Source organism: Neobacillus driksii, assembly GCF_013409995.1.
GTDB lineage: Bacteria > Bacillota > Bacilli > Bacillales > Cytobacillaceae > Neobacillus > Neobacillus driksii.
On the sequence record NZ_JACCBX010000016.1, the window covers coordinates 1 to 15,508 of the forward strand.

The window sequence follows — 15,508 nt, forward strand, 5'->3', positions numbered from 1 at the left end:
GCATCAGCCCTAAAATAGAATTTACAATATATAAAGGAAAACGGTTGTTCCTACAAAAAATTTGCCGAGAAAGACCCCCTTCCTCGACAATCTGAAGTCCTAAGGATATCAATCCTTAGGAACTTTGTTATTTAATTCTGCAGTTTTTGCAGACTTTGATGGTTTGGTTTGTTTCTGTTTTAAACGGATATAACAGCTTTATTCTTGTTCTCCCACATAGAGGACATGTCCCTCGTCCTCTTGATGGCAGGTAGTTGATTGTTTTCCCTCTGTTCCTTTTCGCCATTTTCTACCCATCCCTATCTATAATAATCTTGTCTCTTTATCTAATGTTGGACTGGCTGAAAGATTGTTAGGCATTTAATTGTTTTTTGCAACAAAATTCTCCAATGCCATTATTTTCAAGTTCTCCATACATAGTGGACTTCCGGTGGTTCATATAATGGTCGATGGAGGTGGGGTTATGGTGAGACGGGTGTTGGCAGCTGCAGTATTTGGCCTTTTGCTTGTTCTAGCTGGTTGTGGGGGACCGGTTCAGGATGATATTTTAAATTATATAAATGAGGAGATGAAAACAGCACAAACCCTGGAGGATAAGGCTGTTTCTGCTTATGAAGGGGTTGCGGGAGTCAATTATACAGATGATCAAACCATGTATGATGCCTTGGTCAACGAGGTCATTCCAAACTATGCAGATTTAATTTCTGAACTTGAGACCGTTAGTATTGAAAGTGATGAGTTGAAGGAGGTCCATGAGATTTACCTTTCTGGTGCCAAACTCCAATTTAGTGCGTTTGAAAAAATTATGGAAGCACTCGAAAAACAAGATGCTAGTTTGGTTGAAGAAGCCAATCAGCTTCTAGAAGAAGGACGTCTGCAAATCGAAGACTATAATGATAAGCTGGATGAACTGGCAAAAGAACATAACGTCGAAATTGAAAAAGAGTAATAAAAAGAGGCTGACACGTTTAGTTCACACTAAGTGACCATTCGCGTCAGCCTCTGTCCATTTAACCTTAACCTTTTACATAGTAAAGATCATGGCTGGATTCAACAATATAATCAGGCTTCTCTGCCTTAGGCTTCGCCTTATGGCCGGCAATATGCTCGGGGCTCTTCTCCCAATTTTTCCAATCCTCTTCGGATTCCCATTGAACCATAACCATAACTTCTTCTTCACCACGGCGAACTTTTTTAACCAAAATCTGTCTGCCAATGTATCCAGGTCGAGTTGTCAATAAACCGCCTCGGTTTGAAAAGTTCTCGACCACCTGATCGCTATATCCCTCTTTAACTACAATCCTTCTAACTTGATAAAACATCAAATCACTCCTTATTAATAAAGCCAGGAATGAAACCTGGCTCAAATTTTTATAATGAAGCTTCGATCTCTTCAGCCATTAATTTAACAGATTCTAATCCGCCGCCGCTTAGGTACCAAGTATCTGGATCTAAGTAAATAATCTTATCTTCTTTAAAGGCCGTTGTCTTTTTAACAAGCTCGTTTTCGATTACCTTTTCAGCACCGGCTTCACCGCCTACTGCTGTGTTACGGTCAATAACAAACAATACGTCTGGGTTTGTTTCCATAATGTACTCCATGGTAATGCTTTGACCATGCGTGGATACTTCAATTTTCTCATCTGCTGCACCAAAACCATACACGTCATGGATAATACCAAAACGGGAGCTTGGTCCATAGGCACTTACTTTTCCTTCATTTGCAAGAACGATTAACCCTTTTTTGCCATTTGCAGAAGCTTTCTTATTTACCTCTTCAACGGTTGCATTAATCTCTTCTAATGCACTGGCTACTTCTTCTTTCTTATCAAAAATCTCAGCAACGAGGTTCATATTCTTCTCAAAAGATTCCATGTATTTGGTATAATCTAATTCTACAAAAACAGTTGGAGCAATTTCTGCGAACTGTTCGTACAATTCTGCTTGACGGCCGCTGATGAAAATTACATCAGGCTGCATCGCATGAATCGCTTCAAAATCTGGTTCTTTTAAACTTCCGACGTTTGTATATTTTTCACCTGCATATTTTTCTAAGTATGGAGGAATGGCTGCTTGTGGAACTCCAGTAACTTCCACACCTAATTCATCCAATGTATCTAAAATACCAAAGTCAAAAACCACTACTTTTTCTGGATTTTTATCGATTTCAACTTTCCCATACTTATGTTCAATGGTGATTTTTTCAGCCGCTGCCGTTTTTGCATCCGCTGGTTCTGCCTTACTTTCTTCCTTAGATCCGCATGCTGCTAATAATAAAATCATTGAAACCATTAAAACTAAAAAACTCCACTTTTTCACAACATATCTCTCCTTTTATTATGCGCTAAAGTATACGCAAATTCTGCAGCCATCCATTTTCTGAATGGGAATATCCATATCGTATATCTCTTTTAATGCAGCTGATTCTATTATTTCTTCTGTAGGTCCATCTTTAACAACCTTACCATCCTTCATCGCTACTATTCTATCTGAATAAACCGACGCAAAGTTGATATCATGCAGTACAATGACAACTGTTTTTCCAAGTTCATCAACCAGACGGCGCAGGATTTTCATAATTTGAACGGAATGCTTCATATCTAAATTATTCAATGGTTCATCCAGCAAAATGTACTCTGTATCCTGTGCAATAACCATCGCAATAAAGGCGCGCTGCCTTTGACCGCCAGATAATTCATCTAAAAAACTATCCTGCATTTCGGTTAGGTGCATATATTCAAGAGATTGGTCAACAATCCTTTCATCTTCCTCCGTTAGCCTCCCCTTCGAATAGGGAAAGCGTCCGAAGGATACGAGTTCGCGAATCGTCAGGCGTACATTCATATAATTGGATTGTTTTAGGATCGATACCTTCTTAGCAAAATCATTTGACTTCATCTTTTTTACATCAGATTTATCAATTAGCACTTCACCTGTATCTGCATCAAGAAGACGGCTCACCATTGATAGTAAAGTAGATTTACCTGCCCCATTCGGACCGATAAAGCTCGTGATTTTCCGCGGCTGAATATCAACGGTCACATCCTCAACAACGGATTTCTTCCCATATAACTTTGACAATCCTCGTACTTGTATCATGCAGCTTTCCTCTCCTTTAGCAGTAAATAGATGAAGTACACTCCACCGATAAAGTTAATAATGACACTTAACGTTGTTGAAAAAGTAAAGACTCGTTCAACCACCCATTGCCCGCCAACAAGAGCGATAATACTCATGAGGATCGCCCCTGTGATTAGGATATTGTGTTTGTAAGTCTTGAAAAATTGATAGGATAGATTGGCCACAATTAAGCCAAAAAAGGTAATCGGTCCAACTAAAGCAGTCGAGATTGAGATGAAGACTGCAACGACGATCAGCATTTGTTTGACGATTGAATCATATGGAACCCCTAAATTGATTGCTGTATCTCGACCTAATGACAAGACGTCTAAATACTTTAAAAAACGCCATGCATATATCATCACAAGAGCAACGATGACAATCGCCAGCCAAACTAAGTCTGAATTGATATTATTAAAACTCGCAAACATCCTGTCTTGGACAATCTGGAATTCATTTGGATCAATCAGTACCTGAAAAAACGTTGAGATACTAGAGAAAAATGTCCCCACAATGATTCCGACTAGCAATAAAAAGTAGATCGGCTGATTTCCCTTTTTAAATAAAAACTTGTATAAAATTAGTGCAAAAACAATCATTACAACAACTGAGAGTAAAAAATTCACCTGTTTATTGACGATAATCATGTGACCCGAGCCTAAAAAGAAAATAATTAAGGTTTGCAGGAGCATGTAAAGTGAATCCAACCCCATAATGCTCGGTGTCAATATTTTGTTATGTGTGATCGTCTGGAAAACAACTGTTGCATATGCGATTGTGACTCCGGTTAAAACCATCGCCAGCACTTTTATGGTTCGTTTTGGAAGAGCATATCCAAAACTCCCGTTTAATTCATGGAATAGATAGATAGCGCACACTCCGGCAGCAATTAAGGCAAAGACAAGTAGTTTGATTGAGTTACGCATATGCCTTCCTCCGGAACAGTAAGTATAAGAAAATTCCGCTTCCTATTACCCCAACCATAAGACTGATTGAAATTTCATATGGATAAATGAGCACTCTGCCCAAAATATCGCAAATCAGAAGGAAGATGGCACCAAGGAGTGCGGTATGCGGCAATGTTTTTTGTAAGTGATCGCCTTTAAAAATTGATATGATATTTGGAATAATTAAGCCTAAAAACGGAATAATTCCGACGGTCAGAACCACTGTTGTCGTTACTAGTGCAACAAGGATGAGACCGATATTCACCACACGGCGATACGCAAGTCCAAGATTCTTTGAAAAATCCTCACCCATTCCAGCGACTGTAAAGCGATTCGCATAAAAGTAAGCAATAATTAATATCGGAATACTTATGTAGAGCAATTCATATCGGCCCTTCATAATCATTGAAAAGTCACCCTGCAGCCATGCAGACATATTTTGAATGACGTCAGCGCGATATGCGAAAAAAGTCGTCACTGAGGACAATATATTTCCGAACATCAAACCCACAAGCGGTATGAATATAGCATCCTTAAACTTAATTCGGTCAAGAATTTGCATAAAAACAAACGTACCAGCAAGCGCGAAAACAAAGGCTACTGCCATTTTTTCAAGCATGGTTGCATTTGCAAACAACAGCATCGAGACAAGGATACCAAGTCGGGTTGCGTCCAGTGTTCCAGCGGTAGTCGGTGAAACAAATTTGTTTCGGCTAAGCTGCTGCATAATCAATCCTGCAATACTCATCCCAGCTCCTGCAAGTAGGATTGCTACTAGCCTTGGCATTCGGCTGATAAGGAAAATCTGTGTCTCTTCAGATTGGACATCTAACAAGTCCAATGGTGATATACTGCTAACCCCAACAAACAAGGAAACAGCAGATAAGACGATTAATCCTAGTAGTAAATATCTTTTCTTCATCATTGCAGTCCTCAACATTTCTATTTTTCTATCATTCTCAATTTTATTGAGAATCCTTATCACTTAGAAACAAAAATAAATGACATTGAAAATCATTATCAATGTCTTATACCCTTGATTATAAACAGTGTAATTTGTCTAGTCAATAAACAATCGTGAACTATTTCCAATTATTTCTGAATAATTTGTGACATAAACGTGGTGTTTACCTCGTAAATCTAATATATGATTCCTAAGCTATCCGCCTTTAGGCGGAGGAGAAATCCAATTTATGGTCAGTATTAAAATATAAGAGATTTATAAAATATTAGGAGAATTTAAAAAAGGAGTTGCTTACATGAAATATCAGCATTTAAAAAAGATATCATTGTTAAGCCTCCTATTAATCCTTCCAATCTACTATGCTTCTAACTCTCCGATTCAAACGAGCGCAAAATTTAAATCTGATGTTCATATAAACCGGACAGTTGTTGTATTCCGAAAGGAGCCCATAATGAGACAAAGTTTCCTATTAACTGTTCCAACATTGCAACAATTCCCTGAACTGCCTCGGGGCTGTGAAGTAACCAGTTTGGCGATGTTACTTAATTTTGCTGGTGTTTCCGTTGACAAACTTACTCTGGCAGACGAGATTCCCAAGGTTTCTTATTTCAGTGCTGGATACTTCGGAAATCCTCATCAGGGATTTGTAGGAAATATGTATACCTATAATCAACCTGGATTAGGTGTTTACCACGAGGTTATTGAAGACCTTGCGAACCAATATCTGCCCGGTCAAATCGATAATCTTACTGGTAATAGCTTTACTTCCGTGCAAAAAAAGCTAAACGAGGGTAAACCTGTTTGGGTAATTGTCGGCAGTACATTTGATTTTTTACCAGAAGAGCAATGGGAAACATGGAAAACAAAAGAAGGAGAAATCAATATCACCCGCAGAATGCATTCTGTTTTAGTCACTGGCTACGATGACAACAACGTGTATTTTAATGATCCCTTTTATCCGGAACAGAATAAATCAGCCAATTTTCAGAGCTTTGTCACAAGCTGGAACCAGTTCGGAAGCCAAGCAATTTCTTATTAAGCACAATTAGATGGTGCCTAAGCACCATTTTTTTGTGTAATTTTTTAAGAAGATGGTAATCCTAGCAATGGATATTGTTTCAAGAATGGAGGAGTTATCTTGGAATCAACCTTGAAGGTTGGGGATACAGCCCCTGATTTTTCATTACCGGCAACAACAAAGGATCCCCTTTCGCTTTCCGGTTATCGGGGGAAGACGAACGTGGTTGTCGCTTTTTATGGGATGGATTTTACTCCCGGCTGAATTAAAGAAATATCCTCTTGGAAAGAGGACTACAAACGATTTGAACAGCTAGGTGCAGAGGTTATTGGAATCAGTGCGGATCATATTCACTCGCACCGCGTTTTTGCAGCCAGTATGGGGACATTGCCATATCCATTAGCTTCCGATTGGCAAAGGCAGACGATTAAGGACTACAAGGTGTATAACGAAAAAGGCGGCGTTGCGGTCCGCTCCGTGTTTGTTGTCAATCGAGATGGAGTGATTACTTATATGAATACCTCCTTTAAAGCCGACAAAAAAGAAGATTACGAAGCAGTTTTTTCAGAGCTAGAAAAGCTCGTCTAAGCATTACAGAAAAGACATCTCCCGACCAATCGAGAGATGTCTCTTCTTATTTAATGCACGACCTTTAAACCAACCACTGAAAAAATAATACCTAGAATACAAGCCATACGAAGCCTGCTCTTTGATTCTTTAAAGAAAACCATACCAACTACCGCAGCTCCTACCGTTCCAATCCCTGTCCATACGGCATAGGCGGTTGATAAGGGAATCGTCTCCATCGCCCGAACGAGCAGCTGGAAACTCATTATAAACCCTCCAATTAGGATTAGATAATTGATAAAGTTACCTTTATCAGCTGTTCTTTTTAAACCGATAACCCCAACGACTTCAAAACACCCGCCTAAAAAAAGCATTAGCCAATCCATTAAACATCACCCTCCTTGTTTGTTAATTTCAAGCCAATAATGCAAGCCAAAAGTAATAAAATAAGGGCAACTCTTAATGGACTAACCGAGCCGTTTTCAAATACAATCTCGACTATAACCGTTCCTATGGTCCCAATCCCGGCAAATACAGCATATACCGTCCCAACAGGTATCACTTTTGTCGCTCTTATAATTAAATCAAAACTTAATAAAATCGCTATAAGCACAACAAGAGAAGGTACTTCTTCATATTTAAATCCGCTTGCCCAGACTACTTCAAGAAATCCTGCAAGGATCACAAATAACCATGCACTTGATTCGCTTTTTCCCTTTGATTCAACTAATCCTTTTGAATCACTCATTTTTATTTTTCCTCTCTTTCCACTACTCGCTTAATCTTACCAAATTATCATTTGCATATCATTCCCTATGAACGTATGATTGCTTATGAAAATCATTCTTTTTATAAGGATTGGAGAGTTTTACTAAATGAAACAAAACAAGGATGGTTTAAAACCATTTCTCTCTCTCATTTTATCTGCAAACATCCCGAAAGCTGCATTAGTTTTTGGGTTATCTGCCAGTCTTATTACGACACTTGCAGGACTTCTTGTTCCAGTACTAACGAAAAACTTAGTAGATGGTTTCTCTGTAGCATCGCTAAGTGTTCCACTGATGATTGGGATTGGTGCAGCATTCATCTTCCAAGCAATCATTAGCGGGGTTTCGATTTACCTGTTAAGTTTTGTCGGCCAAAAAATTGTCGCCCGACTGCGTGAAAAAATGTGGGTAAAATTAATTCGTTTACCTGTCAGTTATTTTGATAAACAATCGAGCGGCGAAACCGTCAGCCGGATTGTAAATGATACAAGTGTTGTTCGCGATTTAATTTCGAATCATTTTCCACAGTTCATCTCAGGGATTATTTCTATTATCGGTGCCATCGTCATTTTATTGATAATGGATTGGAAAATGACACTTATCATGTTAATATCTGTTCCTCTTACGTTTATGATTATGATGCCGCTCGGAAGGAAGATGGCAAAAATCTCCCGCGGCCTGCAGGATGAGACTGCCGCCTTTACAGGAAGCATTCAACAAACGTTAAGTGAAATCCGCTTAATGAAAGCATCCACGGCAGAACACCATGAAGAGACAAAAGGGGTAGCAGGCATCGGCAATTTGCTCAGTTTTGGGTTAAAAGAAGCACGAATCACCGCCTTAATTGCTCCTATCATGTACCTGGTGGTCATGATCGTCATCGTGATGATTATCGGATACGGCGGCATGCGGGTGGCCAACGGAACCATGTCTACTGGTTCACTTGTAGCATTCTTACTTTACCTTTTTCAAATCATTTTTCCGATAACGAGTTTCGCGATGTTCTTTACCCAGCTGCAAAAGGCAAAAGGGGCTACCGAGCGAATTATTGATATCTTAAACCTGCCTCTAGAAGAAGGGCAGGAAGGGCTGGAGCTGGACATCACAAATAAACCTATTCTCGTCAACCATGTATCTTTTGCCTATAGTGAAGATGAACCAGTCCTGGAAGATGTATCGTTTGAAGCACAGCCAGGTGAAATGATTGCCTTTGCTGGTCCTAGCGGCGGTGGAAAAACGACTATGTTCGGTTTACTTGAACGCTTTTATGAGCCTACCTCTGGAAAAATAATGGTAGGTAATATTCCAATAACGGATTTATCCATTGAAGCATGGCGCAGTCAAATTGGTTATGTTTCACAGGAAAGTGCAATGATGGCGGGAACCATCCGTGAAAATTTATGTTATGGGCTGCCAAATAGTAAATCAATTTCAGACGACCAGCTATGGAAAGTGGCAGAGATGGCATATGCAAGTGAATTTATTAAATCCTTTTCGGAAGGATTGGACACAGAGGTTGGCGAGCGCGGGGTAAAACTTTCTGGCGGTCAAAGGCAGCGTATAGCGATTGCACGGGCTTTTTTACGTGACCCTAAGATACTAATGATGGACGAAGCAACAGCAAGCCTTGACAGCCAATCGGAAGGAATTGTTCAGCAGGCATTATCCCGGCTAATGGAAGGCCGTACTACCTTTGTTATTGCTCACCGTTTATCTACGATTGTCGACGCTGATAAAATCATTTTCATCGAGAAAGGGCGAGTCACAGGAATGGGGACTCATCAAGAATTAACGCAATCACATGAATTATATCGTGAATTCGCTGAGCAGCAATTAACAACCGGTGATCAAGAAAGCCATAAAAAAGGTGCAGTAAGCTGAGCTTATTGCACCCTTTATTTTCTTAAGCCTGCGGCTGCTTCTCTGTCATTGAGAGGTTTGCCCCCTCGTCTTTCACATTGAATAGCGGAACTACCAGTAAGGCCCCAATCAGAAATAATACACCAGAAACAGTATAAACACCGGATAATGTCAGTGGGATTTTCACAACACCTGAAACCGACATTCCAATCACCATCATCCCCATAAACAACGGACTAAGGACTCCATTCACACGCCCAATAAATGCTTCTTCCGAATATTTTAGTATGATGGTGTTAATGCCAATATGAATACATGGGAAGAATATCCCGTTCAATACTTGTAGTACAAGTGTTACCGTAAAGCTTGTTGACCAGCCAATACTAACTGTAAATATCATGCTGGTAAATATCCCGATTGCAAGCAGTTTTTGGGGAGAAATCTTCTTGGAGAAGGCCATCACAATCCCGCCGCCAGCTAACATCCCAATACCGTTTGCCATAAGCAACCACTGCAGGGATTCCTTTGGCATTCCGAGCTTTTCAATCGTGATAAATATCATTAAAGGTGAAATCAACCCAACGGCTAAACCACATACTGCAAAAATACCACCCATTGATTTCAGTACCTTTTTTGACATTACATAGCGGAAACCATCTGCTAGTTCTTTTTTAAAGTTATTTTCAACTGCTGATTTTTCCTTCTCCAAATCACGTGGCAGGAACATTAAAACAAGTCCTGAAAGTAAGAACATCGCACCCATGACACCAATCGAAATGTAAATTCCATACTTTTGATAGACAAGGGTTCCAATCACCGGACCGATGACCATGAAAATCGCCATCAACGATTGGAACATAGCCATAACAGATTGCAGCTGTTCACCCGGTACATGCTGCTTTAATAGCTTCATTGCTGAAGGCATGGAAAATTGTGATAGAATCGCTGAAACTAGCGTTGCCAAAAAGATTGCCTGCCAAGAGCCAAAAAGTAGAGCTAGCAGTACTAAACCTATTGAAACTGCAGATAACATATCACACCAAACCATCGTCAATTTAGGTTTCCATCTGTCAGCAAAAGTCCCGCCAATAAATGAAAAAATAAATATCGGGGTAAACTCAACAACCGATATTAAGGAAACATATACCGGATCATTATCGGTAATATCGGTCACGTATAGTAAAATCGCAAAATTCCTTATCCAAATTCCTAACTGAAGTAAGAAGTTTGAAGACATAATGGCTAATACAATTCGATTTGAAAATATACTCCCGGTAGAAATGGATGTCGCGCCCTGATTGTTAACCTCCATCGTATTCCCCCTTTAATTCGTTATAAAGTTATTTTTGCCAAAATTCTGCATAATCATATCATACTGGAAAATTAATTTCAGCGAGAAACCTAAGGTTTCCGAAAATTATTTATTTTATCACGATTATTAGTTGATAGTATTGTAGATGTTTTGTTAAGTTAAAGAGTGAAGAGTATCTTTTTGAGGTGTTTTTTGATGATTAAGAATTCGAGTACTGGTTTACAACATCCAATTGTATTACTATTAGTTGTTTTGTTTGTAAAAATTTATGCTTTCCAGGTTGTCGTTTTTGAAAATATATCGTTTTTTCATGTGCTGCTTGTTGAGTTTCCAATGTGGGCATTTGTTTTATCTGTCCTAATGCTGCTTTTCAAAAAACGGACCTGGTTAGCCATATGGCTTTATAGCTTAATCCTATCCGTTCTGTTCATTGTCGTTGTTTATTATACACGGTATTTTTCAACCGTACCATCTTATTATGATGTCAAACAAATTTATCAATCCAACTCTGTTGGAGGCACAGTTGCCCTGCTTGGCAGCCCTTATGACTTTTTATTTTTCTTAGATACAGTCTTAATCGTCCCGCTAATGTGGTTTTTCAAAAAAAGCTCAACATCCTTTGTCTCAGCAAAGAGATGGGCAGTCAGCTTTGGCTGTATCGGACTCATCATGACTGTTATCGCTTTTCGCTATCCTTTAATTGATGTATCCTACTTTGCAAAGAAGCATGGCTATATCCAATCTCAATTCGTTCAAGCCTATGAAAACAGCCTTGGGACAGCCTTTGCCAGCCAGGAGTATATGTCAGAAAAGGAACTAGAAAAGCTAAAAGGCAATAAATATGTCCCAGCTGCAGAACACAGCACCTTTGGTCTTGCAAAAGACCGCCATGTTTTTATTATTCAATGGGAGTCATTACAGGAATTCACCATTAATAAAAAGATTAATGGACAGGAAATCACACCCAATTTAAATGCACTCTTAAAAGAAAGTGCCTATTTCGATAATGTTTATCAGCAAATTGGGGCAGGTAACACATCAGATGCTGAATGGCTCATGCACACATCCTTATACCCGGAAGGCATGGACCCTACCGTTAATACCCTTGAGAGTGAAGAGATTCCTTCACTTGTTCGTACTCTAAAAAAGAATGGCTACGGCGCTGCAACTTATCATGCTGATGATATTACCTATTGGAGTCGTGATAAGTTATATCCAGCACTAGGATTTGATTATATCTATACCAGTAACGAGATTCCAAATGAAAAGGAAATTGGCTTTGGTCCCGCGGATGAAGTGCTGTTTCACTTTGTGGACGAACAACTTCCTAAACAGTTGAAGACGCACGAGAAAATGTATTCGAATATTATTACGCTCACAAGCCATACCCCATTTGAAATGCCTGAAGAATACGAGTTTCTAGACTTACCAGAAAACTATAAGGAAACGTATGTGGGGAATTACTTTCAATCAGTTCGTTATACGGATGAACAAATTGGCTTATTCATCAGACAACTAAAGAAGCTTGGAATCTATGATGAATCTGTTATTCTGATTTATGGTGATCACTCTGGCCTTCACGGTGCACCTGTTACTGAAAAAGATAAGACCCTATTAAAAGAGGTTTTAGGTCACGAATATACAATGCAGGATCGCTTCGTCGTACCGGTGTTTTTTACGGTACCAGGTCTCTTTACCGGTGATAAGTATTCCCACCTCGGCGGGCAAGTTGACCTGATGCCGACCCTATTAAACTTACTCGGCATAGAACACGATACGCAAATGATTGGCCATAATCTTTTTCACTATAAAAAGAACCTGCTTGGAATGCGTTATTACCTACCAGGAGGATCGTTTATAAGTGATAAAACTTTTTACATGGCACCAAGTGCGAAGCTTCCCGCCTCCATCTATGACCGAAAAACGATGAAGAAAACAAAGAATACCAATCGCCTTCAAGAAAGCATTGATAACACCTTAGCCATCATGGAATACTCAGATTATATTCGCAAGGAACAAACAGAAGGTAAGTAAAGGACCTGAATTCCATAAAAAAACGAGCCGAAATGACAGTCATTTGCATCGTTATTGGTATATAAAAAAGGTAAAACTCGCCCTAGTTGGCGAGTTTCTTTATTAGGAATACAAATTTAATTAAATAAAACCTTGGATTTTTCCTTTAAATACGATGTCTTGTCCTTATTCGAGTATCCAGCAAAAGGACAATAAGCGGAGATTTTGGTCTTCTGTCAAGAAAGTGGACAATAAAATTTGAGACTATTGAACCAAAATCCTACCGCACTTCGTTTGGTACGCTATTAGAAATGGGCAGTCGAAATACATGACTGACCATTTCTAATACCAAATGGCCCTTATGAAATTATTTCGGATTTATTTACCGAGTGGTTTCTCTCAAATTGGTTCGGTGAGGAATTCCCCAATGTTGAATGTTTTCGTCTTTCATTATAAAAGCTGCTAATATAATAATTTACCGCCTTAATCGCCTCTACCCTTGTTTTAAATCGCCTTCTATAAATCAAATCTTTTTTAATTGTGGCATGAAACGACTCGATACAAGCATTATCATAAGGATCGCCTTTTTTACTCATACTGATGTTCATTTCTTTCTCTTTCAAAATATCAATGTAGTCATGAGAACAATATTGAGACCCACGGTCTGAATGGTGAATTATTTCCTTGCCAGGCTGTCTTTGAATAATTGCCATGTTCAATGCTTGTATAGCTAACTCTTTCTTCATATGGTCTGCTAAACTCCAACCGACTATCTTTCTTGAAAATAAATCCATTACGGATGCCTAATAAACCCAGCCCTCAAGCGTCCAAATATATGTAATATCTGTAACCCAAGCTTGATTAGGTTCTTCCACACTAAATTGACGATTGAGTATATTAGGATAAATAATTAAATCGTGACTTGAGTCAGTTGTGACCACAAACTTTTCTTTTTGTGTAGCTTTTAAACCCAATTCCCTCATCATTCGAGCTACTGTTTTTTGAGAAATCGTATAACCCCATTCAATTAAGTCGTCGTGTACTCTAGGGCTTCCGTAGGTTCCAAAGCTCTCATGAAATGACTTGCTTATTTTCTGTTGAATTTCTACACGATATTTTTTCTTTTCGGATGGGGGACTAGATTGATCCTTAAGCCATTTATAATAGCCACTCGTTGAAACCTTTAACACCTGGCACATCTTCAATATAGCGTGTTCATTTGAGTGGGCTTCAATAAAGGTATAAACTACGCTTGGTTTTTGGTGAAGATGTGCATGGCCTTTTTTAGGATTTCAATTTCCTCTCTTGCATCTGCCAATTCTTTTTCATGTTGTTTTTTTAATTTTTCAAGCTCGGTAGGTGTAATATAAGTCTCATTAGTCTTCCCAGCATTACATTTAGTCCTATAAGCTAAAACCCATCCGCTTATCGTCTTAGGTGAAATTTCTAATTCACGTGCAACATGCGATGCTTTTCGGCCTTCCTCAACAATTAATTTTGAAACATAGTCCTTGTACTCTTGATCAAAATGTTTACCCAAAGTGAACACGTCCTTCTAAATGATGATTGTATTATAAACTAAATCTCATTTTTACGTGTCCACTTTTTAGACTAACCTCAATTTTCCGGTTAAATGCAGAATGGAGCTCGTTTCGAGGGAAATAAGCGGAGTTTTTCCGCTTATGCAAAGCAAAATCTCCCATTTTCGAATTTTTCGATCCAATAGGCGGAATCTCTCCGTCTATTAAAGCCTTTTTTTATAATATTTACGAATTAAGCGGAATTTCTCCGTCTATTTATTCAGCAGGTGTTTGATCTAACATGACGTCCCAACTGTCCTAACTTTAATGTACCCCTTTCACTCGTTTCCTCAATGGAGGAACCTCTAAATAAGTGACAACACGCCAAATCCACTCTAATGGTCCAAAGTGGAAGAACCGCAGCCAAATCATACTAAAGGGAATCTGGATACTATAAATGGTTACACAAACGAAAAGAGATTGAAGATACGTTAATGACTCATACAAGTTGAATACATAGCCTGCTAGATAAATAAAAACCGTTTGAACTATATAGTTTGTCAGTGCCATCCGCCCATAGCTCTTCAAAGGAGATAACAGTTTCTGAACAATCTGGAATTGCAAAAGCAGAATTAACACCCCAACATATAAAGCGGTAACAAGTGGTCCAATCATAATTCCTATACTTAAAAATTGATAAGTTGTTTCATCTACTCCATTATAAAAACCAAATGGATACGGCGGCGCATGTTGATGCTGATAAATCAGTCCCGTTATACTAACGATTAACAAAAGAGCCACACCGATTACTACCTTTTTCACCTTCCCTGCCACTCCTTCAAACAGGCGATATTGACCAGCAGCAATCCCCAGCAGCATCAGTGGTACAACCATAAACAGCTTCGAAGCCATTATACTTAGGGCGATTAGCAAGATTAAGCCAAGGGCAAGGTTATGTTCCTTTTTCAATTTGTAAAATGGAAGTAAAAGCAGTCCAGTTATCGCATAAACGGTCAATGCCTCACCCGGGTGGAATTTAACATGGAACCAGCCTAAGATAAACAGGGCCGCCACCCGTCGCAAAAATAAAACATAGCCATTTTTCCCCTTCGCATTCGCTCTTGAGATAAATAGAAAAAAGCCTACACCGAACAAAAAAGAAAAAAGCGTATAAAATCTGCCCTCAACAAATAAAAAGAGAAACCTTTGATAGGAAGCATCCCCTGTTCCTTGTTCAGGCAATTTAACTGACAACAGCGGCAAGATATTGACTAGGATTATTCCCAGCAAGGCAAACCCCCGTAAATAATCGAGGATTTCTATTCGTTCAGTACGTTTCGTTGGCTTCAACAAACTCACCTCCATTAAATTGGAATGAAAATATACAAGGATGAAAAGAAAAAAGATCATCGATGCTGTG

Annotated in this window: 17 protein-coding genes; 5 read left to right on the forward strand and 12 right to left on the reverse strand. The window is 39.0% G+C overall.

All coding sequences use genetic code 11. From position 1 onward, the window contains the following. Positions 1-463: 463 nt before the first annotated feature. Entirely contained in the window at positions 464-949 is a 486-nt protein-coding gene (locus F4694_RS26885; RefSeq protein WP_179602997.1) for a hypothetical protein, read from the forward strand. A 67-nt stretch (positions 950-1,016) separates the two neighbouring features. Here the strand turns inward: F4694_RS26885 and F4694_RS26890 are convergent, their stop codons facing one another. The 5 genes from F4694_RS26890 to F4694_RS26910 are packed head-to-tail and all read right to left on the reverse strand — an operon-like array spanning position 1,017 to position 4,989. Then, positions 1,017-1,322: an antibiotic biosynthesis monooxygenase family protein gene (locus F4694_RS26890; protein WP_179602998.1), complete on the reverse strand. Its 306-nt coding sequence runs from the start codon at positions 1,320-1,322 to the stop codon at positions 1,017-1,019. 49 nt (positions 1,323-1,371) lie between these two features. Continuing rightward, positions 1,372-2,319 carry a siderophore ABC transporter substrate-binding protein gene (locus F4694_RS26895; protein ID WP_179602999.1) on the reverse strand — a complete coding sequence of 316 codons (948 nt, stop codon included), beginning with the start codon at positions 2,317-2,319 and terminating at the stop codon, positions 1,372-1,374. An 18-nt stretch (positions 2,320-2,337) separates the two neighbouring features. Then, a complete protein-coding gene (locus tag F4694_RS26900; RefSeq protein WP_179603000.1) occupies positions 2,338-3,099 on the reverse strand; it encodes an iron ABC transporter ATP-binding protein in 762 nt (253 codons plus the stop codon). Then, positions 3,096-4,046 (reverse strand): iron chelate uptake ABC transporter family permease subunit, encoded by a 951-nt coding sequence (locus F4694_RS26905; RefSeq protein ID WP_179603001.1) that lies wholly within the window; start codon positions 4,044-4,046, stop codon positions 3,096-3,098. The genes F4694_RS26900 and F4694_RS26905 overlap by 4 nt, the downstream gene beginning before the upstream one ends. Continuing rightward, positions 4,039-4,989, reverse strand: a complete 951-nt coding sequence (locus F4694_RS26910; protein WP_179603120.1) for an ABC transporter permease — start codon at positions 4,987-4,989, stop codon at positions 4,039-4,041. The genes F4694_RS26905 and F4694_RS26910 overlap by 8 nt, the downstream gene beginning before the upstream one ends. A 337-nt stretch (positions 4,990-5,326) precedes the next feature. Between F4694_RS26910 and F4694_RS26915 the strand changes: the two genes are divergently transcribed. Then, positions 5,327-6,070 (forward strand): C39 family peptidase, encoded by a 744-nt coding sequence (locus F4694_RS26915; RefSeq protein WP_179603002.1) that lies wholly within the window; start codon positions 5,327-5,329, stop codon positions 6,068-6,070. A gap of 111 nt (positions 6,071-6,181) precedes the next feature. Further along, positions 6,182-6,637 carry a redoxin domain-containing protein gene (locus F4694_RS26925; RefSeq protein WP_257029423.1) on the forward strand — a complete coding sequence of 152 codons (456 nt, stop codon included), beginning with the start codon at positions 6,182-6,184 and terminating at the stop codon, positions 6,635-6,637. Positions 6,638-6,687: 50 nt separating this feature from the next. On the opposite strand, the gene F4694_RS26930 is transcribed toward F4694_RS26925, so the two are convergent. Then, the gene (locus F4694_RS26930; RefSeq protein ID WP_179603004.1) at positions 6,688-7,002 is read right to left on the reverse strand and encodes a DMT family transporter; all 315 of its coding nucleotides are present in this window, start codon (positions 7,000-7,002) and stop codon (positions 6,688-6,690) included. Then, positions 7,002-7,364: a DMT family transporter gene (locus tag F4694_RS26935; protein WP_179603005.1), complete on the reverse strand. Its 363-nt coding sequence runs from the start codon at positions 7,362-7,364 to the stop codon at positions 7,002-7,004. Before F4694_RS26935 ends, F4694_RS26930 begins: the two co-directional genes overlap by 1 nt. A 127-nt stretch (positions 7,365-7,491) precedes the next feature. On the opposite strand from F4694_RS26935, the gene F4694_RS26940 reads away from it, so the two are divergent. Continuing rightward, on the forward strand, positions 7,492-9,264 hold the full coding sequence (locus F4694_RS26940; RefSeq protein ID WP_179603006.1) for an ABC transporter ATP-binding protein: 1,773 nt from the start codon (positions 7,492-7,494) through the stop codon (positions 9,262-9,264). Between the two features lie 22 nt (positions 9,265-9,286). Here the strand turns inward: F4694_RS26940 and F4694_RS26945 are convergent, their stop codons facing one another. Beyond that, on the reverse strand, positions 9,287-10,555 hold the full coding sequence (locus tag F4694_RS26945) for an MFS transporter (protein ID WP_179603007.1): 1,269 nt from the start codon (positions 10,553-10,555) through the stop codon (positions 9,287-9,289). A 195-nt stretch (positions 10,556-10,750) separates the two neighbouring features. Here F4694_RS26945 and F4694_RS26950 point away from each other — a divergent pair, with 195 nt between their 5' ends. Next, positions 10,751-12,589 (forward strand): LTA synthase family protein, encoded by a 1,839-nt coding sequence (locus F4694_RS26950; protein ID WP_179603008.1) that lies wholly within the window; start codon positions 10,751-10,753, stop codon positions 12,587-12,589. A 338-nt stretch (positions 12,590-12,927) separates the two neighbouring features. Here the strand turns inward: F4694_RS26950 and F4694_RS26955 are convergent, their stop codons facing one another. From F4694_RS26955 to F4694_RS26970, 4 genes are all read right to left on the reverse strand, one after another. Beyond that, entirely contained in the window at positions 12,928-13,362 is a 435-nt protein-coding gene (locus F4694_RS26955; protein WP_179603009.1) for an IS3 family transposase, read from the reverse strand. Between the two features lie 9 nt (positions 13,363-13,371). Continuing rightward, a complete protein-coding gene (locus tag F4694_RS26960) occupies positions 13,372-13,767 on the reverse strand; it encodes an IS3 family transposase (protein ID WP_218895856.1) in 396 nt (131 codons plus the stop codon). 47 nt (positions 13,768-13,814) lie between these two features. Beyond that, positions 13,815-14,108, reverse strand: a complete 294-nt coding sequence (locus tag F4694_RS26965; protein WP_179603011.1) for a transposase — start codon at positions 14,106-14,108, stop codon at positions 13,815-13,817. 304 nt (positions 14,109-14,412) lie between these two features. Next, on the reverse strand, positions 14,413-15,453 hold the full coding sequence (locus F4694_RS26970) for a DUF418 domain-containing protein (RefSeq protein WP_179603122.1): 1,041 nt from the start codon (positions 15,451-15,453) through the stop codon (positions 14,413-14,415). Between the last annotated feature and the right edge of the window lie 55 nt (positions 15,454-15,508).